At 66.8% G+C, this 25260-nt stretch carries 20 protein-coding genes, 2 tRNA genes and 3 pseudogenes; 8 read left to right on the top strand and 17 right to left on the bottom strand.

All coding sequences use genetic code 11. The features are described 5' to 3' along the window. On the top strand, positions 1–174 hold a 174-nt coding region (locus A39O_RS35715), incomplete at its 5' end, for an IS4 family transposase (protein WP_020508154.1). A 269-nt stretch (positions 175–443) separates the two neighbouring features. Here A39O_RS35715 and ihfA read toward each other — a convergent pair. Next, positions 444–729, bottom strand: a pseudogene (gene ihfA / locus A39O_RS35710) (integration host factor subunit alpha); the annotation flags it as partial. Here ihfA and A39O_RS35705 point away from each other — a divergent pair. Then, entirely contained in the window at positions 707–1093 is a 387-nt protein-coding gene (locus A39O_RS35705; protein WP_157640505.1) for a transposase, read from the top strand. The pseudogene ihfA and the gene A39O_RS35705 overlap by 23 nt on opposite strands. Positions 1094–1486: 393 nt before the next feature. Here the strand turns inward: A39O_RS35705 and A39O_RS39620 are convergent, their stop codons facing one another. The 6 genes from A39O_RS39620 to A39O_RS0128965 form a co-directional block, all read right to left on the bottom strand. Next, positions 1487–2551, bottom strand: coding sequence for a hypothetical protein (locus tag A39O_RS39620; RefSeq protein WP_020508152.1), 1065 nt, complete (start codon positions 2549–2551; stop codon positions 1487–1489). Positions 2552–3104: 553 nt separating this feature from the next. Next, a complete protein-coding gene (locus tag A39O_RS39615; RefSeq protein ID WP_211211754.1) occupies positions 3105–3422 on the bottom strand; it encodes a BrnA antitoxin family protein in 318 nt (105 codons plus the stop codon). Between the two features lie 42 nt (positions 3423–3464). Then, positions 3465–4667, bottom strand: a complete 1203-nt coding sequence (locus A39O_RS0128980; protein WP_020508150.1) for a hypothetical protein — start codon at positions 4665–4667, stop codon at positions 3465–3467. Between the two features lie 8 nt (positions 4668–4675). Next, the gene (locus tag A39O_RS0128975) at positions 4676–5140 is read right to left on the bottom strand and encodes a type 2 periplasmic-binding domain-containing protein (protein ID WP_020508149.1); all 465 of its coding nucleotides are present in this window, start codon (positions 5138–5140) and stop codon (positions 4676–4678) included. 209 nt (positions 5141–5349) lie between these two features. Then, the gene (gene msrA / locus A39O_RS0128970) at positions 5350–5886 is read right to left on the bottom strand and encodes a peptide-methionine (S)-S-oxide reductase MsrA (RefSeq protein ID WP_026199826.1); all 537 of its coding nucleotides are present in this window, start codon (positions 5884–5886) and stop codon (positions 5350–5352) included. A gap of 110 nt (positions 5887–5996) precedes the next feature. Further along, positions 5997–6389, bottom strand: a complete 393-nt coding sequence (locus A39O_RS0128965; RefSeq protein WP_020508147.1) for a type II toxin-antitoxin system HicB family antitoxin — start codon at positions 6387–6389, stop codon at positions 5997–5999. Between the two features lie 135 nt (positions 6390–6524). Here A39O_RS0128965 and A39O_RS0128960 point away from each other — a divergent pair, with 135 nt between their 5' ends. Together A39O_RS0128960 and tgt are read left to right on the top strand one after the other, a co-directional pair. After that, the gene (locus tag A39O_RS0128960; protein WP_020508146.1) at positions 6525–7280 is read left to right on the top strand and encodes an HAD family hydrolase; all 756 of its coding nucleotides are present in this window, start codon (positions 6525–6527) and stop codon (positions 7278–7280) included. Beyond that, positions 7270–8418: a tRNA guanosine(34) transglycosylase Tgt gene (gene tgt / locus A39O_RS0128955; RefSeq protein ID WP_020508145.1), complete on the top strand. Its 1149-nt coding sequence runs from the start codon at positions 7270–7272 to the stop codon at positions 8416–8418. The genes A39O_RS0128960 and tgt overlap by 11 nt, the downstream gene beginning before the upstream one ends. Before the next feature lie 177 nt (positions 8419–8595). Here tgt and A39O_RS0128950 read toward each other — a convergent pair whose 3' ends face one another. Continuing rightward, positions 8596–9423 carry a Uma2 family endonuclease gene (locus A39O_RS0128950; RefSeq protein ID WP_020508144.1) on the bottom strand — a complete coding sequence of 276 codons (828 nt, stop codon included), beginning with the start codon at positions 9421–9423 and terminating at the stop codon, positions 8596–8598. Positions 9424–9475: 52 nt separating this feature from the next. Here A39O_RS0128950 and A39O_RS43020 point away from each other — a divergent pair. Continuing rightward, a pseudogene (locus A39O_RS43020) lies at positions 9476–9604 on the top strand (type II toxin-antitoxin system YoeB family toxin); the annotation flags it as partial. 54 nt (positions 9605–9658) lie between these two features. Here A39O_RS43020 and A39O_RS0128940 read toward each other — a convergent pair. Both A39O_RS0128940 and A39O_RS37270 read right to left on the bottom strand, forming a co-directional pair. Continuing rightward, positions 9659–10648 (bottom strand): Rpn family recombination-promoting nuclease/putative transposase, encoded by a 990-nt coding sequence (locus tag A39O_RS0128940; RefSeq protein ID WP_020508142.1) that lies wholly within the window; start codon positions 10646–10648, stop codon positions 9659–9661. A 159-nt stretch (positions 10649–10807) separates the two neighbouring features. Further along, positions 10808–11716: a nuclease-related domain-containing protein gene (locus A39O_RS37270; protein WP_169338508.1), complete on the bottom strand. Its 909-nt coding sequence runs from the start codon at positions 11714–11716 to the stop codon at positions 10808–10810. A 345-nt stretch (positions 11717–12061) separates the two neighbouring features. Between A39O_RS37270 and A39O_RS0128930 the strand changes: the two genes are divergently transcribed. From A39O_RS0128930 to pyrF, 3 genes are all read left to right on the top strand, one after another. Next, positions 12062–12137: transfer RNA gene (locus tag A39O_RS0128930), tRNA-Ala, on the top strand. A gap of 112 nt (positions 12138–12249) precedes the next feature. Next, positions 12250–12325: transfer RNA gene (locus A39O_RS0128925), tRNA-Glu, on the top strand. Between the two features lie 133 nt (positions 12326–12458). Beyond that, positions 12459–13190, top strand: coding sequence for an orotidine-5'-phosphate decarboxylase (gene pyrF / locus A39O_RS0128920; RefSeq protein ID WP_020508140.1), 732 nt, complete (start codon positions 12459–12461; stop codon positions 13188–13190). 134 nt (positions 13191–13324) lie between these two features. Here the strand turns inward: pyrF and A39O_RS0128915 are convergent, their stop codons facing one another. From A39O_RS0128915 to A39O_RS35690, 7 genes and pseudogenes are all read right to left on the bottom strand, one after another. Beyond that, positions 13325–15013 carry a SulP family inorganic anion transporter gene (locus tag A39O_RS0128915; RefSeq protein ID WP_020508139.1) on the bottom strand — a complete coding sequence of 563 codons (1689 nt, stop codon included), beginning with the start codon at positions 15011–15013 and terminating at the stop codon, positions 13325–13327. A 138-nt stretch (positions 15014–15151) separates the two neighbouring features. Beyond that, positions 15152–15865, bottom strand: a complete 714-nt coding sequence (locus tag A39O_RS0128910) for a lipid-binding SYLF domain-containing protein (protein ID WP_026199825.1) — start codon at positions 15863–15865, stop codon at positions 15152–15154. Further along, complete coding sequence (locus tag A39O_RS0128905; RefSeq protein ID WP_020508137.1) at positions 15862–17223, bottom strand: alpha/beta hydrolase; 1362 nt, start codon at positions 17221–17223, stop codon at positions 15862–15864. Before A39O_RS0128905 ends, A39O_RS0128910 begins: the two co-directional genes overlap by 4 nt. Positions 17224–17301: 78 nt before the next feature. Beyond that, on the bottom strand, positions 17302–18531 hold the full coding sequence (locus A39O_RS0128900; RefSeq protein ID WP_020508136.1) for an HlyD family secretion protein: 1230 nt from the start codon (positions 18529–18531) through the stop codon (positions 17302–17304). A gap of 3 nt (positions 18532–18534) precedes the next feature. After that, a complete protein-coding gene (locus A39O_RS35695) occupies positions 18535–18972 on the bottom strand; it encodes a hypothetical protein (protein ID WP_020508135.1) in 438 nt (145 codons plus the stop codon). A 158-nt stretch (positions 18973–19130) separates the two neighbouring features. Continuing rightward, positions 19131–24026 (bottom strand): PAS domain S-box protein, encoded by a 4896-nt coding sequence (locus A39O_RS0128890; RefSeq protein WP_157640506.1) that lies wholly within the window; start codon positions 24024–24026, stop codon positions 19131–19133. Between the two features lie 253 nt (positions 24027–24279). After that, a pseudogene (locus A39O_RS35690) lies at positions 24280–24915 on the bottom strand (SphA family protein); the annotation flags it as partial. Positions 24916–25260 lie beyond the last annotated feature (345 nt).

Genomic DNA, 25260 nt, shown 5'->3' with positions numbered 1-25260 from the left:
CCGCCCACGCTGGATGAGATGGTGCGGATGGTCGCCGGTCTGGGCGGCTTCCTCGGCCGGAAGTCCGACGGCTTTCCCGGCCCGCAAACCCTCTGGATTGGACTCCAGCGCGCTGCCGACTTCGTGCTGGCGATGGCGGCCCAGCGCGGTGTCGGGGAGGGGAGATATGGGTAATAGTCAGGCGCGGGGGAACTGTCGGCCCCGGTTCTCGCGTTTGTCGGCGAACAACTATCCGGGCCGCCCAGAGCCTCGTTCGACTGCTCTCTGGTCAGATTATCGGCCATTGACATTGTAAGCGCAGTTTATTCCTATCCAGTTGTGTCGCCCCGGTGGCTTGACACCCGCCACCGCGCGCACCGCACCGGCCGGGGGACCTGGCCGCGGTCAGGCCGTGGCGAGCCGTTCGCCGGACGCTGCGGCGTCGATGCTCGACTGCGCGGGTTAGCGTAGGCTTCGACCCGGGCCTTGAGCTTCTGACCCGGCCGTGAACGTCACGACGCGGCGGGCGGTGAGCGGGATCGCTTCGCCGGTCTTCGGATTGCACCCTGGGCGCTCCTTTTTGTCGCGTAGCTCGAAATTCCCGAATCCGGACAGCTTGACTTCCTCACCACGTTCCAGCGCCGTGCGGATTTCCTCGAAGAATTCCTCAATAAGGTCTTTGGCCTCCCGTTGGTTGAGCCCCAACTCGTCGAACAGGTGTGCTGCCATGTCGGCTTTGGTCAAGGCCATACCAGCAATTCCCGGCGAGCGCTTATTGATGGCGCTGCTGCCGCCCGGCTGGCCGATCCTGGTGGTGGTCGACGAGACCCTGGAGCGGCGCAAGGGCGCGCGCATTGCCGCCAAGGGGATGTACCGCGATGCGGTCCGCTCGAGCAAAAGTCGCGTGGTGACCTGTCTGGGCCTGCACTGGATCTGCATGGCGTTGATCGTCCCCGTGCCCTGGAGCCAGCGCCCCTGGGCACTGCCGTTCCTGACCTTGCTGGCGCCGTGGCGACGAACCAACGTTGCCGCGGGGAAGGCCCATCGGACCCTGATCGACTGGACCGTCGTCATGGTCCGGTTGGTGGCGCGCGGGCTCACGCGTCGCGGCTAGGTCCTGGTCGGCGACGGCAGCTATTCCTGCGTGCGCCTGGGCTGGGAATGCCTCAGCGCGCAGGCGGCCTTGATCTCACGCCTGCGCCTGGATGCGCGCTTGTTCGCGCCGCCCGCACCCGCCGGGGCGCCGCGGCCCCAAGCCGAAGAAGGGTCAAGCCCTGGCCAAACTGACCACGCGCGTGTGAGGAGGCGCGCACGCAGGGCACCCTGACTACGGTTGACTGGTATCGTGGCGAGACCAAGACGCTGCGCCTGCTCAGTGAGGTCTGTCTCTGGCACACCCCGGGCTGGCCGCCCCTGCCAGAGCATCTGTGACCATCGGTGTTCATCTTCCTATGGTACGGCGGGTAGTACAACAACTGGATGGGGTATAGATTTCCTCGGAAATCCCCTAATGCCCCGAACGCTTAAGCCAGGCTTTGACCTGTTCGGGGTCCAACCCGCGTAAACGCTCCTCAGGGTCCAACCCACGTAAACGCTCCGCAGGGTCCAACCCGCGTAAACGCTCCTCAGTGTCGAGCCCACGCAAACGCTCCTCAGTGTCCAGTCCACGCAAACGGTCCGCAACATCCATCCGTTCCAGCAGCGCTTGGCGATCTTCCGGGCTAAGCTCGTGGAAATCGTCGATGAGCATCCGATACGTGTCAAGTTTGAAGTCGTCGAGCGTATAAGCCATGGTGGGCAGCTCCAGTCGATGGACGTTCGCCAGATGAAAACGCAGCAGGTGTGCCGTCGGGCTGCGTGGCCGATAGTGCGCCAACCCATAGCGGATTCGATCCACCTCGCTGGCGAACAGTTCCCACGGGGCGTTGCGTGGGTCCTCGGCCAAGGCGTTCAGGACGATCAGGCGGATGCGGCGACTGCCCCAGTCGAGATCGTACACGCCGGGCCAGGGCGTGGGGTGCTGGGCACCCGGCGCGAGTTGGGTGAACAGCTTGGCGGGATGGCGGGTGGCGACCGCGTAGAGGCGAAAAGCCGCCTCCGGCAGCAGCCGCTCGACGGCGGCCGGCGGTTCCACCGGGTCGGCGGGGAGGGCGACCGCGTAGAGGCGAAAAGCCGCCTCCGGCAGCAGCCGCTCGACGGCGGCCGGCGGTTCCACCGGGTCGGCGGGGCGCGCGGTCGCGGGCACCGCGGCCGCCTGAATGGAGGCGAGTTTGCGGTAAGTGACGTAGTGGCCGATCAGTTCTTCCATCGCCCAGCCGTCGAGTGCTTCTTGTTTGGATTTATAGCTGAGCACATTGTGGGCGGTGAGGTTCTCCAACCCGTCGGGGAGTTCCGCCAGCGCCGCCGCATCCGTGACCGCCGCCGCGCCGGGCAGTCGTTCGATGATCAGCACATCCAGCCGCTGGCTCTTGAGCGCCAGCTCTTTCTCCAGCTCCACGCGCCACGGCCGGCCGGTGAACAGGTCGGTCAAGGCAATGCCGAAGAGTCGATGCCAGGGGGTGTGATCACGCATTCGCCCAGCATACCGCATCACGCCCGAATGAAAGAGCACCCACACAACCGACCGTCGCGTCGAACGCGGCGGCGGCGCCCGCTAAAGGGTCGTCCTCCGGTCACGTCGCCCCGGTCACCGGCGGTTGAGTCCGCGTGGTACGAAATTCTCCGGAAAAGGCTTTAGCCGGTCGATCTCGCGTCTGGGCGGCCCTCGTCCGGCTAAAGCCTCGACCTCCAGTGCGGGAGGCTCGGCCGTCGACCGGACTGATGATCAAGCCCCCTACCCTACAGCCCCTACTTCAGACATGCACAGTCGGGAAGGCAACGCCTGGTAAGCGGCAGAAAGGTCATCCACAGAGGGAAACAGATGTTTTTCTTCATCTTTGAGCATCTGTGACATCCGGAAAACACCGTGTAGTGCGGAATCAGCCGGCCGGTCGAGGCCGCGCTGTCGCGCCCGTCCCGGTCGCGGCGGTCGGCACAGCCCTCCTGATAGCGCAGCATGAGTGTCGGTCGAATCGGTGAGTTCCGCCATGATGCGCGCAACGCGAAGGGATAGGGGCGGCGAGTGGTCAGCGATGCGTTCCGGTGCCGTCCGGCGAATGGTCTTTGATCCATTCCCGCATCGCGTCATTGACGCGCGTTTGCCAGCCCTTCCCGGTCAGCTTGAGGGCGGTCAACACATCGGCATCAAAGCGGATCGTTGTTGGAACCTTGGTGGGTGCCCGCTGCGAACCGCTGCGACGCGCGGCCAGTGCCGCCCGGATCGCGGGAATCCCGCCCTCGCAGACGACAACGGCATTGCGCCGGGCGGCCGTCTCCGCTTGGGTCGGCGGGCGATCCTCCCCCGGCGCCTCAGCGATCAGCTTTTCCCAGTCTTCAGGATCCACGGGAAAGCCCTTTGGCAAAGTATCGGATTTCATGCTTCTCGTTCAGAAGCGAAACACCAGTTGCAAGCCCAACATATCCCAGTGTTCCGCCAACCGGCCCGGATCCCGATTCTCCCGCGTCGAGAGGATGAAGGTCCCCTGGTGGCGTTCGTAGTCGGCGCGGACCATCCAATGAGGCGTGATATCCCAGCGGATGCCGACTCCTGCAATTCTGGAGAATAACGTGTAATGCGGAATCAGCCCGTTGGTCGAGGCCTCGGCGTCGCGCCCGTCCCGGTCGCGGCGGTCGGCAAAGCCTTCCTGATAGCGCAGCATGAGTTCAACCGGCGGGTAAGGGCGCCAGGTGCCTTGGACATAGTAGCCCTCGGTCCGGATGCTGCGGTCAGGCGGGAAAGCGCCGAAATCCCGCCATTGCAAGGGTTCGCCGGCGTATTCGGCCGTCAGGGTCCAGGTCTGCGCGCTGTATTGGGCCGACGCGATCCAGTAGTGGATGCTGACGGTGCCGGCGCCGGGGCTGTAGGGAGCGCTGTGGTCGGGATGGAAACGCAGATCCAGGATGGCGCCGCTCAAGCCCAGTTTGAGCCGCTCGGCGGGTGAGCGGAACCACAGACTGGCGAGCCAGGAATTGCCGTCCGGCTGCAAGTCACCTGGAAAACCCGTGTTCAGATAAGTCCACTCGACGTTTTCGTCGACGACGGCCTGACCGTGCAGGAGGTTCAGTGCCAGATTGCCCACCGGGGTTGTGATCGCGCCGTAGAGACCAGCGCCGTCGGTGGCGAGCACCAGGTTGCGTACCCGATCGAAATACACGACTTGGGGCAAGAAGATGCCTGGATGTGTGAAGGGGATATCCCGGGTTTCGTTGTAGAGCCCGAGCGGGTTCTTCAGGCGCCCCAGCCGCAGGCCCGCACGGTGTTCGGGCGAAGCCCACAATTCCACATCAGCCAGGGCGAAATCGACAGCCGGGGTGCCGTCAGCCATGGCGCCGGCGCGCCTTGACAGGATCTGACCAGCCAAGAGCAGCCGGGGCAAGGGTCGGAACGACGCGTTGAGGCCGATCTCCGTAAAGTCGAAGGAGGTCCCGTCACTGGGTCCAAACCAGCGGTTGTTGCTGGTCTTGATCGCCGCCTGAGCGGCAAAGCCATGGATCTGGAGGCTCTCCCGGAGGTCGGCGGTCAACGCCGACTCCGCGGCAGCCAGACTTGTCCAGAGCGTCAGCAGGGTGCGGCCGAGGTGTTGTCGCATCCCCATTGTCAGCGGACTTCCAGGCTGCGAATGTTGGGGTTCGCTGGGGCCGACGACGCATAGCCGATCGCGCCGGGAGTCGTCGCGACGCGTTGGATCAGTTCCGACTCGTTGGCCACCACGGTCGGCGCTTGACCGGTTCCGGTAAAGACCTGCCGATCCCAACCGGTGCGCAGTTGATAGGGGAAGAACTCGAGTACATGCTGGCAAAAGGCGATATGGAGGTCATGTTTGTCCGGCAGCACGAAGACCCTCACGGGCCGCTTGTCCGGCCAGCGGACGAGGTGCATTGCGAAATAGAGTCGCGCCTCGTTCTTGGTCAACGCTTGCGGGGAGACATCCAGGTTGGCGATGAGTTGCTGGGGTTGCGCCGCTCCCGCGGCCAGTGTTGCCAGGAAGCCGGCAACCGCGGCCGGACGCGCCCGCCACGGTCGCCGTTTGCGCGGACCGGTCGAAGCCGCAGGCCAGCTCATGGTGCGGGTGGTTTCAGGTCATCGGGCCGATCGCGCGACCAGGGGCACTCGACCTCACGGCCAATCGAGCGCCCCACGCAAACCGAGACGCGAACGTGCAATCGTTGCAGCAACGGATCATCCTCGGGACGAAATCATCGCGATGAATTACGGTGTCGTCGGTCGCCTCAGTCGATCCGACGGACCCTATTTCAACACGACGCGCTGGCCTATGCGACCAGCAATTCCCGATGCTTCTGCCGCAACTTCGTCAGCTTGGGCGAGATGACGGCCTGGCAATACCCTTGGGAGGGGTTTTGCCGATAGTAGTTCTGATGGTAATCCTCGGCCGGGTAGACGCTGGGGAGCGGGGCGACCTCGGTGACGATGGGGCGCGGAAACGCCTGCTCTTGCGTCAGTTTGGCGATCAGCTCCACGGCGGTCTCCCGCTGGGCATCCGCGTGATAATAGATCACCGAGCGGTACTGGGTACCCACGTCGGCCCCCTGGGCGTTCAGGGTGGTCGGGTCATGGATGGTGAAGAAGACCTCCAGGATGGTCCGATAGTCGATCAGGGCGTTGTCGAAGGTGATCTGGACCACCTCGGCGTGCCCGGTGGTGCCGGCGCAGACCTGCCGGTAGTTCGGGTTGGGCACGCTGCCGCCGGCATAGCCGGAGATGACCGACGTGACGCCCCGTACGTCCTGGAAGGCCGCCTCCAGGCACCAGAAACACCCGCCGCCCAGGGTTGCGGTTTCGCTTGCCATCATCATGTCCTCTTGCGCTTGCGGTGACCGTCAGTTGCCGGCCGGACTTGGCGAATTCAACCGTCCGGAATCAGCGCAACCCCTGCCGACAGGCTGGTGGGCGGCACCACTCAAGCCCGCTCCAGTGCCTCGGCGGCGGCTTTGGCGAGGAATCCGGAGCGGCTCATGTGCTGCGCTTTTGCGTAGGCGTCGATGCGCCGCACCAAACCCTCCGGTAGCGAGACAGTCAGCCGGACCGAGCGCGCGCGCAGCCGCGTGAGGTCGATGTCGGCGAGCAGCCAGACACCGTCCTGATAGTCCGGTCGACTCGCGATGGTCTCCCAGGGCGTTGGCTCGGGGATGTTCAGGTCTTCGCCCTCGCAGTAGACCTCCACCGCCTCCTGGACCTTCGCGGGCAGATCCTCCCAACGATCGGCCGCTGAAAAGCAACCAGGGAAATCAGGGATCGTGACACCGTGGGCGTGGTCCGCGTCACCCGGATGCACATAAACCGGATACAGCATGATCTCAACTCCAATCCCATAAGATTACACAATCTCTCTGCGGCGGGCGAGCGGGAACTGCCGGCGGCGCGCGGAGTTGGTACCGGTGCGCGCTTGCAGGCACAATGTCTAACCGAACCGCGCTGCCCTGATCTGATGCCACATCCCCGCTTTCGTCTCATTACCTTCGACCTGGACGACACCGTCTGGCCGTGCGAGCCGGTGATCCGCGCCGCCGAGGAGGCGGTGCTGGACTGGCTCGGCGCGCGCGCCCCGCGCCTGACCGACCGCCATGATCGGCTCAGCCTGCGGGAGCATCGCGGCCGGCTCATGGCCGAGCGGCCGGAGCTCGCCCACGATCTGGGGCTGATCCGCCGACTGTCCATCGCGACCCTGCTGACCGAGCTGGACTACCCGGCGGAGCTGGCCGACCGCCTGGCCGCGGAGGCGCTGGCGGTCTTCATGGCGCAGCGCAACCGCATCGCGCCTTTCGCCGATGCGGAGCCGGTGCTGCGCCGCCTGGCGGCCGACTACCTGCTGGTCTCCATCACCAACGGCAATGCCGACCCGGAGCTGACACCGCTGTCCGGCGTTTTTCATCACCATGTCACCGCCGCGCGTGCGGGTGCGGCCAAGCCGGACCCGACGGTCTTCAGCCTGGCACTGGCGTTGGCTGGATGCGCGCCGGACGAGTGTCTGCACCTGGGTGACGAGCCCTACCTGGACGTGGAGGGCGCGCGGCGGCTGGGGATCGAGGCGATCTGGGTGAACCGCTCCGGTCGAAGCTGGCCGACCGACCTGGAGCCGCCGACCCTGACCATCACCGACCTGCATCAGCTCGCCGACTGGCTCGACGGCCGGCCGCCGGCTGCAACCCCTGCCGAGCCGTCCGGAGACCCCGATGGAGTTTGATCTGCTAGCCACCGAGGGACTGGCCCGCCGCGGACGCCTGCGCTTCGCCCGCGGCACGGTGGAGACCCCGGCTTTCATGCCGGTCGGCACCTACGGCACGGTCAAGGCCATGACCCCGGAGGAACTGACCGACCTCGGCGCCGAGATCGTGCTGGGGAACACCTTTCACCTGATGCTGCGCCCCGGGGTGGAGGTGATCCGCCGCTGCGGCGATCTGCACCGCTTCATGCACTGGGAAGGCCCGATCCTCACCGACTCGGGCGGATTCCAGGTCTTCAGCCTGGGCGAACTGCGCAAGATCACGGAAGCCGGGGTGCGCTTCCAATCGCCGGTGGACGGCAGCCCGGTCTTTCTGGGGCCGGAAGAGTCGATGGCGGTGCAGCGCGCGCTCGGCTCCGATATCGTGATGATTTTCGACGAGTGCACGCCGTATCCGGCGGATCTGGAAACCGCCCGGGCGTCCATGGAACTCTCACTGCGCTGGGCGGCGCGCTCACGGCAGGCGCATGGCGACAACCCGTCGGCCCTGTTCGGCATCGTTCAGGGCGGTATGCATGAGTCACTGCGCGAGGCGTCGCTGGCCGGACTGACGCGTATCGGCTTCGACGGTTATGCGGTCGGCGGCCTCGCGGTGGGCGAGCCCGAACCGGACCGCCTGCGCGTCCTGGAGTTCCTGGCGGACCGGCTGCCGGCCGATCGGCCACGCTATCTGATGGGCGTCGGCACCCCCGAAGACATCGTCGCTGCCGTCTGCCGCGGCATAGACATGTTCGACTGTGTGATGCCCACGCGTCACGCCAGGAACGGCTGGCTCTTCACCCATCAGGGGACGATCCGCATCCGCAACGCGGTCCACCGCACCGATGACGGCCCCCTGGACCCGCTCTGCGGCTGTGCCACCTGCCGCAACTACAGCCGTGCTTATCTACACCATCTCGACAAATGCCGCGAGATTCTGGGCGCCCGCCTCAACACCATCCATAACCTGTTCTACTATCAGACCCTGATGCGGGGCCTGCGCGAGGCCATCGCGGCCGGCACCCTGGAGCCTTTCATCGCCGAGTTCCGGCGCCGGCGCGGGGTGGGGACGGCCGAATCAGCGTCAGGCGAACCAGCAGATCCAAATTCGAGGCCATGATGTTCTGAAGGGCTCTTCAGCGTTGACCGGAGGGTCCGATGGTATAGCGTTCGCACCTGATATCCAGACAGACCTTCGTGTAGGGGCGGGTTTGAAACCCGCACCTACGTCCGGTGATCACGTCCGATATCACTCGCGCTGCGGCCGAGTTGCCGCTGTTGACGGCGGGTGTCCTGATCAAGCGAACAGCCCGGCCAGCGTATCGGCCTGGGCCGCGGCAAGCAGCCAGGCACGCAGGCGCTCGGGATCGCGGGTGCTGCGCAGGCGCTCGCGGGTGCCGTCGTCGACCGCCAGGCCGCGGGCGCTGAGCAGGGTCAGAATCGCGTCGGCCAGGCCTTCGTCTCTTCCTTCCTCCCGTCCTTCTTCCAGTCCCTCCTTCCGTCCTTCCTCCCGCCCTGCCGCATGGATGGCATCCAGATCCGCATAGCCGCGGCGCTGCAAGAGGTTGCGCAGGATCGTATCCTGGGCGGCGGCGCGGTCGAACAGGGCGGCCACCGGGACCGGATTGCGCAGGATGCCCGGGGCCAGGAGCAGTTCGCCGCCGCCGAGAGTCTGCATCGGCTGCCCCGGGGCATGGACCTCGACCCGGCGCGGGCCGATCAGGCGCACCACCCACACCAAGCGGGTGCCATGGGCGAGCAGGTCGGCGATCTTAGTCCGCAGGTCCGCCTCGTCCTGTCCGCGGGCGGCGTATTCCAGGGCGAGCGGCGGGGCCTCGGGGATCCAGCCGCCGTCCCCGCCCGGCACCCCCGTGTGGCCGGCGACCGAGACATCGGGTGCGCGCAGCGTCCCGGGGTCCGGGGAATAGCCGGCATCGACCCCGGTCCACTGCACGTCCGGGTCGCTGTCGAGCAGGGCGGCACCGGTCGCGTTCGGACCCGCGTGGTCGCGCCCGGACGGGGCGCAATAGATCGGGTGGCCGTTCGTGAGTTCATAACGGTCGCCGTCGCGCAGTTGATCGGCGCGGAAGGGGCCGTGTTCAGGGTTCGGTTGTCGATTGCTCATCCGCGCTCGCTCCGGCTGGGATTTCGTCGTCGATAGCATCCGGGGGCACGGCGGTCAACCCCCGGGCGGCGGCGAGAATCTCAGCGGCTTCTGGTCGCGCCGGATCGATGACGGCAACCGACTCGTCTACGCGGTCGATGACGACCATCTGACCCTCGTTTCCTGTCGCTACCATTACTGACAACTGGATCTCGATCTGGTACAGCCGTCCGGCGTCGTGGATGCGGGCGTCGCATTAGGATTCCTGTCGAGATTCCAACAACCGGCGCAGCCGCTCTACTTCGGCCAAGGCCGCTTCCTTGTCCAAGCGCTCACGTTCGGCGACGGCACGAGCCTGCTCCTCGGCTACCAACGCGGCTTCCTTGTCCACGCGCTCACGCTCGGCGGCGGCGCGAGCCTGCTCCTCGGCTACCAACGCGGCTTCTTTGTCCAAGCGCTCACGTTCGGCGACGGCACGGGCCTCGGCAAGCGTGATCGCTGCGGCTTGCTCCCCCGCTTCGAGTTCCTCGATCCGCCGCTGGATGCTGCGCTGCTGGCGCAGATAGTTCATCCGCGCCTGGTAGGCATGGTATTCGCGCTCTTTGTCGGAAAAGGCCGTCAACGTGCTCATGGCGTGTCGCATCTCGGGGGTCTGCATCCAGTCGGGCAGGGCGGCGGGGTCGAGCCGCTCGCCCTCGGTGAAGAACTTGAGCCAGCGCGTCAGTTCGCTATCAATGGCGTCGCTCCCACGGTGGACGGCAGCGAACTTGCCAAGTTCCAGCAACCAGATGCCGCCGTGGTCGAGCAGCGCCCGGCCCTGGTCGTCCTGCATCCGTAATCGGTGCGCGTAGCCGTCCACCGCCGCGCGCAGGGTCTCGCCCAAGAGCCAGATCGACCAGCACGGCCGCAGATCGCCGTAGTCCTCGCCGCTCTGCAACTGCGCGCTGTAGAGATCGGCCCAGCCATAGAGGATCCGCGCCGGTAGGTCCGGCAGCACCAGCAACTGGATCTCGATCTGGTATAGCCGTCCGGCGTCGTCGCGGGCCTTCACGTCCACCACCGACAGCTTGTCGTCCAGGAACTCCCGCTCGTTGTAGGGGTTCAGCAGTTCCACCGCGGTGATCGGTGCCGACAGGTCGGCAGCAAGCACCGCGTTGAGGAAATGGATCAGCAGGTCGCGGTTGGCCTCGGCGCCGAACAGGGCCTTGAAGACACAGTCTACCGTGGGGTCGATGGGGTGGCGCATCGGCTGGAGAGGTTTGGATAGTGAAGGTTGTCAGTATGGCACCGGATGCTCGCTTGGTGGGAGCGCGCTGCGACCGAAATCGTTGGTGCCCCCCTACGACCACGACCCGCGCGCTTTCAGATGACGGCAGTATCCTCGTCGCGCTTCCGCGCTTCCGCGCTACTGCTTACCGGCAGTCCGATTCGGGTCCGGCAAACGGCAGAGTTGCTCGACCTGGTAGGCGATGCGCCGGATGGTGTCGGGGGCGAGGGGCGGCTCGCCGGGGAAGGGCTTCAGCATGAAGCTACATGCCTTGGGGTTGATGGCGAGCACCTCGGAACGCTCGGTCAAGGTCACATACCAACCCGGCAGGGCGATGATCGGGCGCGCCTTCACCGACAGACCGGTGGCGCGGGTCAGGCGCTCGGACAACCAGCGCGCCTGGGCGGTTGCCTGGTCGGCGGTGCTGGTATCGGTCCAGTCCGGAAAGCGCAAGGCCTTGCCGTCGAAGCTGACCTTGGCATCGGCCTTGCCGTCGCCGGTGGTAGGCTTCAAACGGTGCTTGGTCTCGACGGCAAAGACCCCGCCGGGGGCGATGACGACATGGTCGATGTTAAAACCGGGTGCTTGGATGTCGTGCAGGACGCGACCGCCGCCGGCGATGACGGGCTCCAGCAGTTGGGCGGTGGCCCATTCGCCGTCGCGGCCTTCGCGGTGGCTGCGGATGAGCCCGAGTAGGCGGATCACCCGCTGGGTGATGAAGGCAAAGGACAAAATTAATGCGCTGCCGACCATCACCCCGGTCGTCGCCGAATTGAAGTGGTGCCCAAACCGTTCCTGCAATAGGTAGGTCGCCAAGAACACCAGTGGGGCGATCAAGGCGGCGACGGCATAGCTGTCCAGGTCGAGGCGCAAGTCATCGATCCGCTCGGACAGCCCGTAACCGGGTGGGCGCAACAGGTCGGTGGTGAGCGGCGAGCGGCGCTTGCGACGGCGCTGCACCAGCCGCCAGACCCAAACCGCGCCAGCCAGAAGAGCCAAGGGCAGCAGACTGAGCACGATGATGGCGAATGGGACAAGCGTTTGCATGGTGAGGGTACTGGCAGGCGGCATGGGTCGTCGTGGCGGAAGTGATTGGTCCGCGGAGAGTGCGCGGTCGATCAGGTCGCGGACCAAGGCGAAGTTGTTCGCGGCCAGGATAGGGCGGTCGCAGGGGATGAGCAAATCGTTGGCTTGTTTCCAGTATATCGGCTCGTTGTCGATCGATCAGCGCCCCAACGTCAGATCCAGGCTGCGCAGGATCGTGTCGCGATGCTGGCGGCTCAATCGGCCGACGGCCTTGATCGTCGTTCTTGCCATCTGGACCGCACGCTCGCGAACAAGTGGACTGGACAAACCTGGAATCACCCGCTAATATTACTCGTCTCGATTGACGGGGCCATAGCTCAGCTGGGAGAGCGCAACACTGGCAGTGTTGAGGTCGACGGTTCGATCCCGTCTGGCTCCACCAAACATCGGAAATCCGGTCTTCCACGGATCTTTACTGGAAACCGGATTTTTTATTGTCGGTGTCGGTGATCTGCTTGATGGAAGTAGTCCGGCAACCGCAGAAAAACAGTTAGGTCCCCATCGTCTAGAGGCCTAGGACACCGCCCTTTCACGGCGGCGACCGGAGTTCGAATCTCCGTGGGGACGCCAATTTAGTGAAACAAGAAAGGCCGCTTTTTGCGGCCTTTTTTGTGGGTGCCGTGTTTGACCTGAGTGCTTGCGCTCATGCGCCGCGCGTCGCGCTCAACTCAGTCGTTTTCGCCGTCTATCAAGGTCGTCGCTTATGAACAGCCGCCTGTCGCAAAAAGCCATTCCCCGTAACGAACGCCTGATCCTCGCGCTCGACGTTCCCGATCGCGCGGCGGCCGAGGCACTGGTCAACCTGCTCGGCCCCACTGTCGTGTTCTACAAGATCGGTCTGGAACTCTTCATGGCCGGCGGCTATTTCGAGCTGATCGAATGGCTGCGCGTCCAGGGGAAGCGGGTGTTCTGCGACCTCAAGTTCTTCGATGTCCCGGAAACCGTCGCCCGCGCGGTCCGGCAACTCAAAGACCGCGGCGTCGACTTCGCCACCGTGCACGGTAACGACACCATGTTGGAGGCCGCCGCCCGTGAAAAGAGCGACCTGAAGATTCTGGCCGTGACCGTTTTGACCAGTCTGGACCGCTCCGACCTGGAGTCCTTGGGCTTTCAGTGCGATGTCGAAGAGCTGGTGCTGTCGCGTGCCCGCAAGGCACTGAAGCTGGGTTGCGATGGGGTGATCTCCTCGGGCCTGGAGGCGGCCCGCCTGCGTGACGATCTCGGCGACCAGTTTTTGATCGTCTCGCCGAGTATCCGCCCGGTCGACAACACGGTGCACGCCGACGATCAGAAGCGTGTCGTCAATGTGGAGCAGGCGTTCCGCAATGGCGCCGATTATATCGTCGTCGGTCGGCCGATCCGCGATGCCGCTGATCCGCATGCCGCCGCCGCGGCCATCCAGGCCACCATCGCGGGGTTATTCCCGGCGGGCTGAGGCGAGGAGTGGTCTCGCCGGTCGCTGATCCTTGGGTAGAATCATGATCTGTAAGGTCCGCGTTGGAGCTGCGGCTTCTTCGGGGGCCGGGTAACTACCCGACCGTTTCGTGAGGTGGCCCCCGATAAGCGCAACTAACCCCAGGCGGCGGGCTGTGACAGGTAGCGCTCGACGGCGCTCTGCAGGTTGAAGAGGAGCCGCTCGCGACCAAGAGTCTCGCCCAGCGTCGAGCGTTGCACCATCCGCAGGACCCCCGGGTTGAGCGCCACCAGCCAGAGCTGGGCGCCGCGTTCGCGCAGCCGTGCCTCGCCTTCGATCAGCATCTTGAGCGCCGAGTACTCGATGTCGGGCACGGCGCCGAAGTCCATCACCACGACGTTCGGCCGGTCGGCGTCGATCAGCGGCAACAGCTGCTCGCCGATGCGTTGGGCGTTGGCAAAGAAGAGGCGTCCCTCGGGTCGCACGATCAGCAGTCCGGGAAAGGTCTCGTCTTCCGGGTGCGCATCCGACCGTGGGCGGAAGACGTCGGTGCCGGGCTTGCGACCGAGGACATAGAGCCGGGGGTGGGCGCCTTGATAGGCCAGGGCGACCAAGGAGACGACGATCGCCACCAGAATCCCCTTGAGCGTTCCGAGCAGGACAACGCCGGCGCAGGCGACCAGCGCCCAGAAAAATTCCATGCTGCGGATGCGCAGGATGGCACGGAATTCCGCCGGCTCGATCAGGCCGATCGAGTAGACGATCACCACGGCCGCCAGGGTCGCCTGGGGCATCAGCCCGATCACCGGCGCGAGCAGGAGCAGGGTCGCCAACGCGGCGCCGGCCGTCACCAGGCCAGCCGCCTGGGTGCGGGCACCGGCCCGCCGATTCACGGCGGTCTGCGAGGTCCCACCGCCCGCGGGCATGGCGCTGAACAGACCACCGAGCACATTGCCGAGGCCCGTGGCCAGGAGCTCGCGATTCGGCGCGGGGCGCGGCTCGCCGCGGCCCGCAAAGGCCCGCGCCGCGGCGATGGACTCCGTAAAGCTCATGAGCGCGATGCCCAGCGCGCCGGGCCACAACTGCTCGACCAGGGCGAGGCGCGGCGCCGTGAAGGCGGGCAGTCCCTGGGGGATGTGGCCCACCGTTTCGACGCCATAGCTGTGCAGCGCGAACAGGCCCGAGACAGCGATGCCGAGCGCGATGGCGACGAGCGGCGCCGGGGCGCGCGGGGCGAACCGCTCGGTCCCCACCAGGATGAGCAGCATGGCGGCCCCCACCGCCAGCGTCGCGAGCGAGGTCTCGGGGAGGTGGTGGATGAGCGCGAGCAGGTTCTCAAGGAATCCGCCCTTGTCGAAATGGATGCCCAACAGCTTCGGTACCTGGTCAAGGACGATGACCAACCCGATGCCCGCCTTGAACCCGGTCAGCACCGGCTCCGAGATGAAGCTGGCCACCACCCCCAGGCGCAGCACCGCGGCCAGGATCAGCATGATACCGACCAGGACGGCGAGGGTCGCGGCGGCCGCCAGCAGGTCCGCCGGATGGCCGTTGGGCACCACCAGAGCGAGCTGAGTCCCGGTCAGGATCGCGAGCGTGGTGGTGGTGCTGACGCTCAATGGCCGCGCGGTCCCCAGGATGGCGTAGACCACCATGGGAACAAAGGCGGTGTAGAGCCCCACCTCGACCGGCAGCCCGGCCACTGTGGCATAGGCCATGGCTTTGGGGACGACCACCGCCGCAGTGGTCAACCCGGCGACGAGATCGAGTCGCAGCCATTCGCCGCGGTAATCGCGGATCCAGTCGAGGACGGGAAGACCGCCCTGTGAAGCGTTAATGCCCACCGCATGTACTCCTTGCCGTTTGGTCAGCCGAGCCCACCGTTCCGACCCTGTCGCTCGGTAGCGCAGCGATCGGAGCCGCGAGCAGCCGAGACACCAGTCGGCAGCCGCGTTTCCCATGCTCAGACGCACATGGTGCGCTCAGCGGCCGTTGAGCGCTGCGTCCGGCCAGTAGCGGGAGCCGGTCAGCTTCGCCCCGACCTTCCAACCCTTGCCGGTCAGCACAAACAGCGCCTTGCCTTCGTCGAACCCCAGCCTGAGCTGCTCCTTCTCCGCGCCAGCCATCGCCCCCACTCCGGCCGTTGCATCCAGGCCCTCCGCCAGGAATCGATCGAGGGTGGCGCCGTCCTCGAAGAGGATCACCAGCTGGGATGCGAAGCCGCCGAGTCCAAAGCTCAAACCCGCGCCGGTGGTCGCCATCTTCATGTAAACCCGTGCGCCGGTGCGGCGATTGACGGCAACGCCACGCCCGTAGCCCGCGACGACGTAGTAGCTTGCCTCCCGTTTGTCGAACACCGCATAGCCGGCGCTGCGATCGAACAAGGCGCGGCTGCCGGGTTCCTCGGCGAAGAGCCGCCGCAGCGTCGCCTTGGCCATCGCATCGAGCTTGGCCCGGGTCGCCGCGGGCGTGGCCTCGTCGCTCAGGCTCTGCTTGGTCGAATCGACGGTGTCCTTGACCGCGCTGCCGGCCTTTCCCGCCGCCTCCCCGGCGCTTTCCACCGCGCCCTTGGTCGTATCGCCGACCGCCTGCGCGGCCTTCGCCGCGCCTTCTTTCAGGCTGTCGAGCGAGGTCTCGGCGCCGGCGAGCGGGGGCGCGAGCACGAGCATCAGTGCGAATGCACGATGGATTCTCATGGTTTTGAAGACTCCGATGCGGATGGGAACGTCCAGGTGATCAGCCCCGTCTTGATGAGCTGTCGCCCAGGTTCGCCCAACTGCTTGCCGTAGCGCACCAGTTGGACCAGATCTGAGCTGACCTGCGGGTTGGTGGTGAAGTAGGAGTGCCCGAAGAAATCGGTACGTTTGCCCAGATAGGAGATCAAGTCCATGCGTCCCAGCGCCGCCATATAGCGCTGGCCCTTCTCGGGAATGTCCTCGGGCCGCAGTTGGCCGACCCGGTTGCGGCTGCGGAACAGGAGTTGTGAGACCCGCAGCGCCCGGTCGTCGGGCGCCGTGTAGACGGTCAGTCGGCCCTTGAGGACGCGCGGCAGCTTCCCCTCAGGCCACACCGTGACCAGGTCGGGGTCGGAGAGAAAGCCGGTGAGCTGCTGAGTGGCGATGTCGAGGTCGATGTCCGGCGAGAGCAGCACCAGATTATCGATCTTGTAGAGGGCGACCGGCTCCTGACCGGCGGCGATGGCCTCCAGTCCCAGCTCCCGCACCGCCTTGAGGGTCAACGCGGTGCCGCGGCTGTGGGCCAGGATCTGCACCCCTTCCACGCCGGTGGTCGTCCCGAGCATACGGATGGTCTTCTTGAGGTGCTCCACCGCGAAGTCCGCGGACTCGGTGGTACTGGTGTAGGACGTCAAGAAGCCACCGCTGGAGGAGGCCGGCCAGGTGAAGAACGCGCACACCTGCTCCCGGCCGAGAAAGTGGCAGAGCTCCGCGGCGGTAAAGGCCGCGCTGGCGAAGGTCTCGTTGAAGCCGTGCACATAGAGCAGGATCTCCTTCTTGGGCACGGCGGCGAGGCGGCGCTGGACCTCGGCCTGGAGCTTGGCCTTGGCGTCGTAGTGGCTGGCCAGCTCGGCACGATCCCGCAGCAGCTTCCCGTTCTCGCCGCGGTGCAGGCGATAGGGCTCGATCGGGAAGGCCCCCAGTTGGTGCACCTGGCCCAGTTCCAACTCGACCGCGCGCGTGCGCTCGGCCAGTTGACTTTGCTCCCGCAGGGTCTCCCAGTCCAGCCCCGGTACCACGCGCACCTGGGCGGAGCCGAAGGCAATGCGCCGGGCGCGCTCCTGGCCGTAGGGTAAGGGGGCCTGATCCTTGCCCTGGGCCGCCAGCTCGGCGGCCGTCGGCGCGGCCCGGTCGGTGATGTAGAGCAGGTCCAGGTCCGGGTTGCGGCGGGCCTCGCTGGGCAGGTTGAAGACCGGCTGGCCGCCCGGCAGTTGGTACAGGGTCGGGGTCGGCATCAGTTGGCGCGTGCTGGTGGCGCAGCCGCCGATCAGGAGGGCGGCCAGCAGTCCGGCGGCGAGCTTGACGGGTTCGAGCGACATAGAATGGATTCCACAGGAGTGTAACGGGCACCCGCACAACGCGCGCCGACCGCACGGCCGGCGCCCGTCGTGCCCGCGTCAATGCCCACCCAAGACCAGGGTCTGGATCGGCAGCAGCAGCGCCTGAATGCGCAGGATCATCGCGTGCACGAGCCCGACCGTATCGATCGCGTGAAGCGCGAACCGCCGCAGGGCGCCGGTTGCAGGGTCGGCGAGTGCCGCGTGGTTGTTGGTGTAGGCGTTGGCGATACAACTGCCGCCCTGGGGCAAGGCGTCGAGCTGGCCCGCGTACAGCGGCTCCATGATGACCGTGATGGTACCGGGGCGGGCGAATTGCTGGACATCGACCAGTTGGTCGGTCGGCCGCACCTGGCCGGAGGCGATGACGTTCTGGACCTCGGTCACGACCATCGGAACGATCTGCCAGGGCATCGCGATGCAGGTCACCTCACCGATCATGCCCACCTTCAATACTTGCGATTCGATCTGCCCGAAACCGGCCAACAGTGCCGTCACCCGGCGGTCCGGCACCAGCACGCCGGCGGGTCTGAGCATCGGGTTGACCACGTCGCCCGGCCGCAACGCGAACTGTTGCACGATCCCGTCGGTCCCGGCCACGATCAAGGTCTTCTTGAGGTCGGCCTGGGCCTCACGGAGTGCCGCTTCGGCGCTCGCCTGCTGGGCCGGGAGTTGGAACTCCAGCTCCGACACGATGGCTTCGCGGCTCGCCAGGGCCGCGTCGACCGCGCCCTGCTGCGTCTCGACGTTGACTTGCATCTTCTCAACGTCGCGCGCCGCGACCGAACCGGGACTGCGCCGCTGCACCTCGGCCCTGGCCGCGAGCTCGTCGACGGCCTGCCGGAGCCCGCCGCGCGCTTGGACGATCCGACCGTCCGCCTCCGCCAACTGGGACTTGGCCACGATCATGGCGGCCTCGATCTCGGCGATCTTGCGGCGGCTGGTGTCGGCCGCCGCTTCCTGCGCCGTGGCGTCCAGCCGGAACAAGGGCTGCCCCGCCTTGACTCGTTGGTTGATGTCGACGAAGGTCTCCGCGACCCGGCCGCTGATCTCGGGCAGGACGGTGACGGTGCGAAACACCGAGGTGGCGGCCTTGGTCGAGGGGTGAAAATAGAAGATCGTGGTGATCAGGCTCAGGGTCAGGATCAGGCAAAGGGTGATCCCCCAGCGCAGTTCGAACCAGACCGAAAAGAGCGTGATCTCACGGCCGAGCCGCTTGCCCTGGACGAAGCGGCGGAACAGGAAGTCCGGCAGGATCGTCAGTGACGAGCACAGGAGAAGTTCCAACATGGTTCAAGCCCCCTGCGGGCCGACCGGCGGTTCGGTCGACGGCGGGCTGGTGGGTGTCGGCGCGGGCGCGGGCGCTGGAGCCGTACTCGCCGGCGCCTTGGACTCGGCGATGCGCTCGAGCGCACGGGCGATGGACCCCAGCGGCGTCGTGAAGTCCGGTAACGGGATCAGGGCGAGCAAGAGCCCGGCGATCCAGAAGGCGTGGTTGTGGGTGAAGAGCGCCAGCAGCGCCAGCACCGCGACGATCTGGAACTGCACCTTCTGGCCGCGGTGCGCCATCTGCTCCGGTAAGGCGTGCAGCTTGAAGTAAAAGACACCCATGCCGATCAGGGCAAGCACCACGAAGATGGCCATGACCACGAATAAAACGTCGGTCTCCCCCGGCGCCGTGATGAAGGCGGGCAAGTGCGCTATCGCGGCCGGGTGTAGCGGCTCCGCCATCTGGGGGATCTCCTACTCGATGATGTACAGGTCGGGACGGGGTTTCAAGCAGAGCCCTACGTGAGACGCCGTGCTGGTGCCTCGGCAGCAGGTCCCTAATCGGCGAGTTTGCTGGCCCTTATTGTACTTGAGTTCACCGGTAGCCTGCGCTGACCCGCTCAGTGTTGAACCTGGCTCGCGACCAGCGGCCCGGCCTGGCGCAGCAGGCGCGCGAGTGCGAAGCCGGCCTCGCAGAGGTCCGCGATTTGTGCGCGGCTACAGGGTTTCGGCAGGTAGTAGAAGATGCCGCCTGAGTTGATGCCCGCGGTGATGACCTGCGGGTCGTCCGACGCCGAGATCAGCACCCGCACCACCTCCGGGTAATGCTCGCGGGCGTGCTGTAGCAGGCCGACGCCGTTCTCGCCCGGCAGCCGGTAGTCGGCGATCAGCAGGTGGACGTCGTCGTGCACCAGCCGTTCGCGCGCCTCCTCGGCGCTGGCGACCGCGAACAGGCGCCAGCCGAGGTCGCGGAAAAACGCGGCAAGGATGGTGCGCTGGATCGGGTCGTCCTCGACCAGCAGCGCGCGACGGGCCAGCAGGTCCTGCACCGGGACGGCGCCGAGCCGCAGGTCGGTTTGCCGCAGCAGGTCGGCGAAGGCCTCCGGCGGCATCGGCTGCCCGACCAGGTAGCCCTGGGCGAAGTCGCAACCGAGGCTGACCAGGCGCGCGAGCTGGTCCGTCGACTCGACCCCTTCGGCGACGACCTGGATCCCCAGGTGATGCGCCATCGAGATCGTCGAGCGCACGATGGCCAGGTCTTCGGACTCCGGCCGCAGGTCGCCGATGAAGGCGCGGTCGATCTTCAGCGCGTCGACGGCGAAGCGCTTGAGGTAGGCGAGGCTGGAATAGCCGGTGCCGAAGTCGTCCAGCGCCACGGCCACGCCCAGGCTGCGCACCGCGGCGATTTCGGCGCGGGCGCGCTCGGGGTTGCCGATCAGTACGTTCTCCAGCACCTCGATGCCGAACAGCCGCGGGTCGATGTCGAACGCCGCGGCGGCGCCGCCGATCGCGTCCGCCAGCCGGCCGTCGCCGATCATCGCGCTGGAGACGTTCACGCTGATCGGCACCGGGGTCAGCCCCGCGCCCTGCCAGTCGGCGATGATGCGCGCGGCCTCCTGGATGACGCGCAGGCCGACCGGCCAGACCAGGTCGCTCGACTCGACCACCGGCATGAAGTCCTGCGGCGGGTGCAGCACGCCGTCGGCGGTGCGCCAGCGGATCAGGGCCTCGGCCCCGGCCACCGTGCCGTTCGACAGGTCAAGTTGCGGTTGCAGGTAGAGCACCAACTCGCCGTTGGCGAGCGCGGCCCGCAGCGCCTGCCCCAGGCGCAGGCGCTCGCCGGCGCGCGCGGTCATCTCCGGGCGGAAGAAGGCCCAGGCGCCGGGGCCGCCGGCCTTGGCGGTGGCCAGCGCCGAATCGGCGAAGTGCAGCAGTTCCGCGGCATCGCAGGAGTCCGACGGACAGAGCGCGACGCCGAGGCCGGCGCCTATGGCCAGCGTGCCGACGCCCTCGACACGCAGCCCGCGGTGCAGCAAGGCCTGGATGCGGGCGACGTGCTCGCTGACGGCCTCGGGCCCGGGCACGGTCGCGATGCCTACGGCGAAGGTGTCGGCACCGAGGCGCGCCAGCGTCGCGTCGGTCGGCAGATAGCCGCGCAGCAGGTGCGCCACCTGCACCAGCACGGCGTCGGCTTGCCGGTGCCCGTAGGCGCTGACCACGTGCTTGAAGCCGTCGAGGTTCAGCGCCAGCACCGCCACCTGCTGGGCGCCGGCCAGCCCGGTGCGCATGAGCTGATCGAGCCGGGCGCGGAACAGGGTCGCGTTGGGCAGGTCGGTCAGCAGGTCGTGGTGCGTCAGGTGCTCGAGTTCCTCGGCGGTGCGCTCGGCCGCGGTAATGTCGCTGAAGATGCCGATGTAGCTCTGCATCTCGCCGGCCGGGTTGCGGATGGCGCTGATGCTGAGCCACTCGGCGAACAGCTCGCCGTCCTTGCGGCGGTTCCAGAGCTGGCCTTGCCAGCGGCCGGTCTCGTTGAGCTCGCGCCACATGGCCTGGTAGAAACCGCGGTCCTGGCGACCGGACTGCAGGACGTTGGGTCGGCGCCCCTGCACCTCGTCCTCGCGATAGCCGGTGATGGCGGTGAACGCCGGGTTGACGGCGACGATGCGCCCCGCGGCGTCGGTGAGCAGGATGCCCTCGGTGGTCGCGCTGAACACGGTGGCGGCGCGCCGCTCCCAGTCCTCGGCGCGCCGGCGGTCGCGCAGGTCGTAGACGCTGGCGAGCAGTACCTGCCGCCCGCCGAGCAGGATCGGGTTCAGCGTCACCTCGACCGGGACGCCGGTGCCGTCGCGGCGCTGGTGCACCCACTCGAAGCGATGCACCCCGTGCGCGCGCGCCAGCGCGACCATCCGCTCGGCCTTGGGGCCGGAGACCTCGCCGTCCGGTTGGCAGCGCGGCGACAGGCTGCCCGGTGCGGCGCCGATCAGCGCCTCGGGTTGCGGATAGCCGAGCAGGCCGGAGAACGCCGGGTTCACCGCGCTGATCAGCCCGTCGCCATCGACGACGACCAGCGGTTGAGCCATGTGTTCGAATAGGGTCCGATAGCGGGTCTCGCTCTCCGCGAGCGCCTGCTGGGCCAAGCGCTGGGCGGTGATGTCCTGAATCACGCCGTCGATGCGCACCGGGGCGCCCTGTTCATCGCGGGTCAGCTCGCGCCGACTGGTCAGCCAGCGAACCTCACCATCCGGGCGACGGATGCGGTAGTCGAGTTCCGTGTATTCGATGTCCCCGCGCCGCAGCCGCTGGAAGGTCTCGTCGAGGTGCGGCTGGTCCCCGGGCAGCACCAGCGTCAGCAGTCCGGCATCACTCGGGGCAGCGTCGGCCGCATCAAGCCCGAGGATGCGGTACAGGTGCGGGGACCAATGGGTGCACCCGGCGACCAGGTCGATGAAGAAGCTGCCGACCCGCGCCAGCGCTTGCGCCCGGTCGAGGTCGCGGGCCTGCCAATGGTACTCGGTGATGTCGCGGCTGATGCCGAGTACCCCGGCGACGTCACTGCCGGGCCGCATGTAAGGTATCTTCAGCGTGTCGAGCAGGTGTCGCGTGCCATCGGACCAGATCACCCACTCCTCGGCGCGGTGCGACGCCCCGGCGGCCAGCGTTGCGTGATCGTTGGCGCGGAAGAACTCGGCGAGCTCCGGCGCGACCAGGTCCACGTCGGTGCGCCCGAGGATGCTGGGGCGCGGGCGGCCGATGAAGCGGGTGAAGGCGTGGTTGCAGTCGAGGTAGCGGCCGCGGTCGTCCTTGAAGAAGATCAGGTCCGGGATGCCATCCATCAGTGCGCGCAACTCCTCCTCGCGACGGCGCTGCGGGGTCAGGTCCACCAGATAGCCATGGTAGGCACGCACCGTGCCGTCGGCCGCGCGCAGCACGCGGGTGTAGTCGTAGACGTGCAGCCACTGCCCGCCGGTGCCGCGCAGCCGGTAGAACTGCTCGTACTCGGCGGCACCCGCGGCGATGTGGCGCGTCACCTCGGCCGTCACGCGCGCTTGGTCGTCCGGGTGCAACAGATCGGCGAAGCGCACCCGCCCGGCGGTCAGGTCGGCGATGCTGACGCCGAGCAGGCGCTCGACGTTCGGCGAACACTCGGCGACCGGCCAGCCCGGCTCCGGCCGCCAGCGAAACACCATCGCCGGTCCCTCGTTGAAAAGCGTCTGATCCTCGGCCAGGCGGGCATTGAGCGCGAGCAACTCGGCCTCGCGCGCCTTGCGCTCGGAGATGTCGTCCAGGGTCCAGATGACGCCAAGCCCGAGGTCCGCCGGCGAGCCGGTATCGACCGCCCGCCCCGAGAGCAGACACCAAACCGGGCTGCCGTCGGCCCGGCGAAACTGGTACTCGATGTGGCGCCGCTGGCCGAAGCGCAACGACAGGTAATACTCCTTGCCGAAGGCGGCGAAGTGGTCCTCGTCGAGATGCAGGGCGCGCATGCTGAGCCCGCGCATCGCGTCCGGGCTGTCGTAGCCGAGGATCTCGGCGAACCGCTCGTTGCAGCGCTCGAGCATCCGGTAGCCGGTCAGCAGCATGATGCCGACGTTGGCGTGATCGAAGATCGCCCGGAGCTGGCCCTCGCCGTCGCGCAGCGCCTGGGCGGTGCGATAGGCCTCGGTGATGTCGCGGCACATGCCGCGGTAGCCGATCAGCCCGCCGTTCGCCGCGCGCAGCGGCACGCCGCTGGTGGACAGCACCCGCTCGCTGCCGTCGCGATGCAGACAGCGGTTTTCCAGATCGCGAAATGGACGCTCGGCGGCCACGATGTCCGCGAACTGCGCGCCGACGCGCTGCGCCTCGGCCGGCGACATCAGGTCGAACACCGAATGGCCGATCAGCCGCCCCGGTTCGTACCCGAGAAGATCGCGCACGCGATCGGAGACGAAGGTGAAACGGCCCTCGGGGTCGACGTCCCAGACCAGGTCCGTGGTGGTCTCCAGCAGGTCGTACAGGCGCGCCAGCGGGCGTTGGACCTGGGTGAGGCCGGGGTCGTCGGGGGCGTCACCCGCGGGATCCGCGGCGCCGCCTGGGGGGAGTGCGGTTCCGGCCGCGCCGCACAGGGCCGTGGCCAGCGCCGACCAGGTGACCAGCCCGACCAGGTTGCCGTCCGCATCGGTGACGCCGAGTCGGCCGATGTGCGCCCGCAGCAGCAGCGCGCGCGCCGCCTCCAGCGTCGCATCGGCGCTCAGCACGATCAGCGGGCTGCGCATCAGCGTCGAGACCGGCCGTGCCCGGTCCGGCTGTTCGGCCACCAACCAGGGCAGCAGGTCAGTCGGCGTGACGATGCCGATCGGCCGGTCGCCATCGACGACGACCAGCGCGGGGCTGGACCCCGCCGACGCACCGGCGAACAGGCGCACAGCGTCGCCGATGGGGAGGTCGGCCGGCGCGCGCAGCGCCGGGCCGGTAATCAGGTCGGCGAGGCAGGGCCTAGGCCCGATCGGCGGGCTTCTCTCCGGGCTTGGGTTCATGGACATCCGCGTTCCGTTCGCTCCGTATCTCAGATAGGTAGCCGCCGGCGCCGCCGCATCGAAGACCCGATCGATCGCCGTTGCCCGGCCCCATCGGCGCGCTCGCGCGCGGCGGGTTGCTCGGAAAAAGCATAACAGGAAGAGAAGAAGAAGGAAAAAGGGGCTGGCAGTGCGCCGACCCCAATCAATAGCACAGGGACATCCGCAAAATGATGACCCCTTGACCGCGAAGGTGTGAGGCGCCCGCGCCGGCTCAAAACTGATAAACGAGCTTAAGCCAGACGTAATCCCCCTCCAGCCGGTTCCTGGTATCCAACTCCCGGAGCCATCGCAGTTCGGTGACGAAATTCTGCTTACCCAAAGGGAGCACATAGCCAAGCACCGGCCCGAGGCCGGCCGTGCGGCCCTTGAAGTCGCCGAAGATCGGACGCTGTCCGCTGTCTGCGGTCACCTGCTCCACCCAGAAGCCTTCGAGGCCCAGGCTGAGAAAGCCTTTCCCGGCTGGGAACAGTTGTTGGACGCTGCCCTCCAGATGCGCCAGCGTGCCGCTTCGGTAATCGGTGTCCGGGTTTTCCGTGTTGAACAGGACGCCGCCGTGCAGGGCGGCGTTGAAGCCGGTCTTGGGGTTGCTGTAGGCGACGCCGGCGATGGGGTTGATGCTCCAGTAGTTGAGCCCAGGATTGGCCAGGCGGCCCACTTCGTAGTCCCCGGTCGGTACATAAATCGAAAGCGCAAGATCGTATTGCCAAGAGCCATCCTTCCAGCCGAGCATGACCGGGATCAGCGTCACATCGCCGAGCCCCTCCTCGCGGTCTCGCGCCCGCAGGTTCCCGATGACGGTCTCTACCTTCGCTTCTGCCGTGATCCAGGTGTAGGGAAGCATGGCGCCGACGCTGTAGTTCCTCTAGCAGCCTGTCGGACTTAGCCCCTAGGATTAGGGTATGAGTCAACATAAAGGCTTATTGTTGCTCCACAATCTAACGTAAGGTGATTTCCGCGAAAAATCCAACCCGTAGGAGCCCGCTTGCGGGCGACGGGTGGGGCACAATGACGCGATTCCGGCAGGTCACGTCGCCCGCAAGCGGGCTCCTACGGAGCTTGATTCTTGATAGCGTCTTATTCGGAAATCGCCTTAAGTCCGACAGGCTGCTAGGGTTGGCAAAGGAGGGTGGCAAAAGCGCCCGGACCTCGGGCGTTACTCGGCATAAACGGTCGCCTATGCATCCCTATTTCG

The sequence above is a fragment of the Lamprocystis purpurea DSM 4197 genome (assembly GCF_000379525.1).
Taxonomy (GTDB): domain Bacteria; phylum Pseudomonadota; class Gammaproteobacteria; order Chromatiales; family Chromatiaceae; genus Thiodictyon; species Thiodictyon purpureum.
The sequence above is the reverse complement of the archived record's forward strand: the minus strand, read 5'-3'. Positions and strand labels throughout refer to the sequence as shown.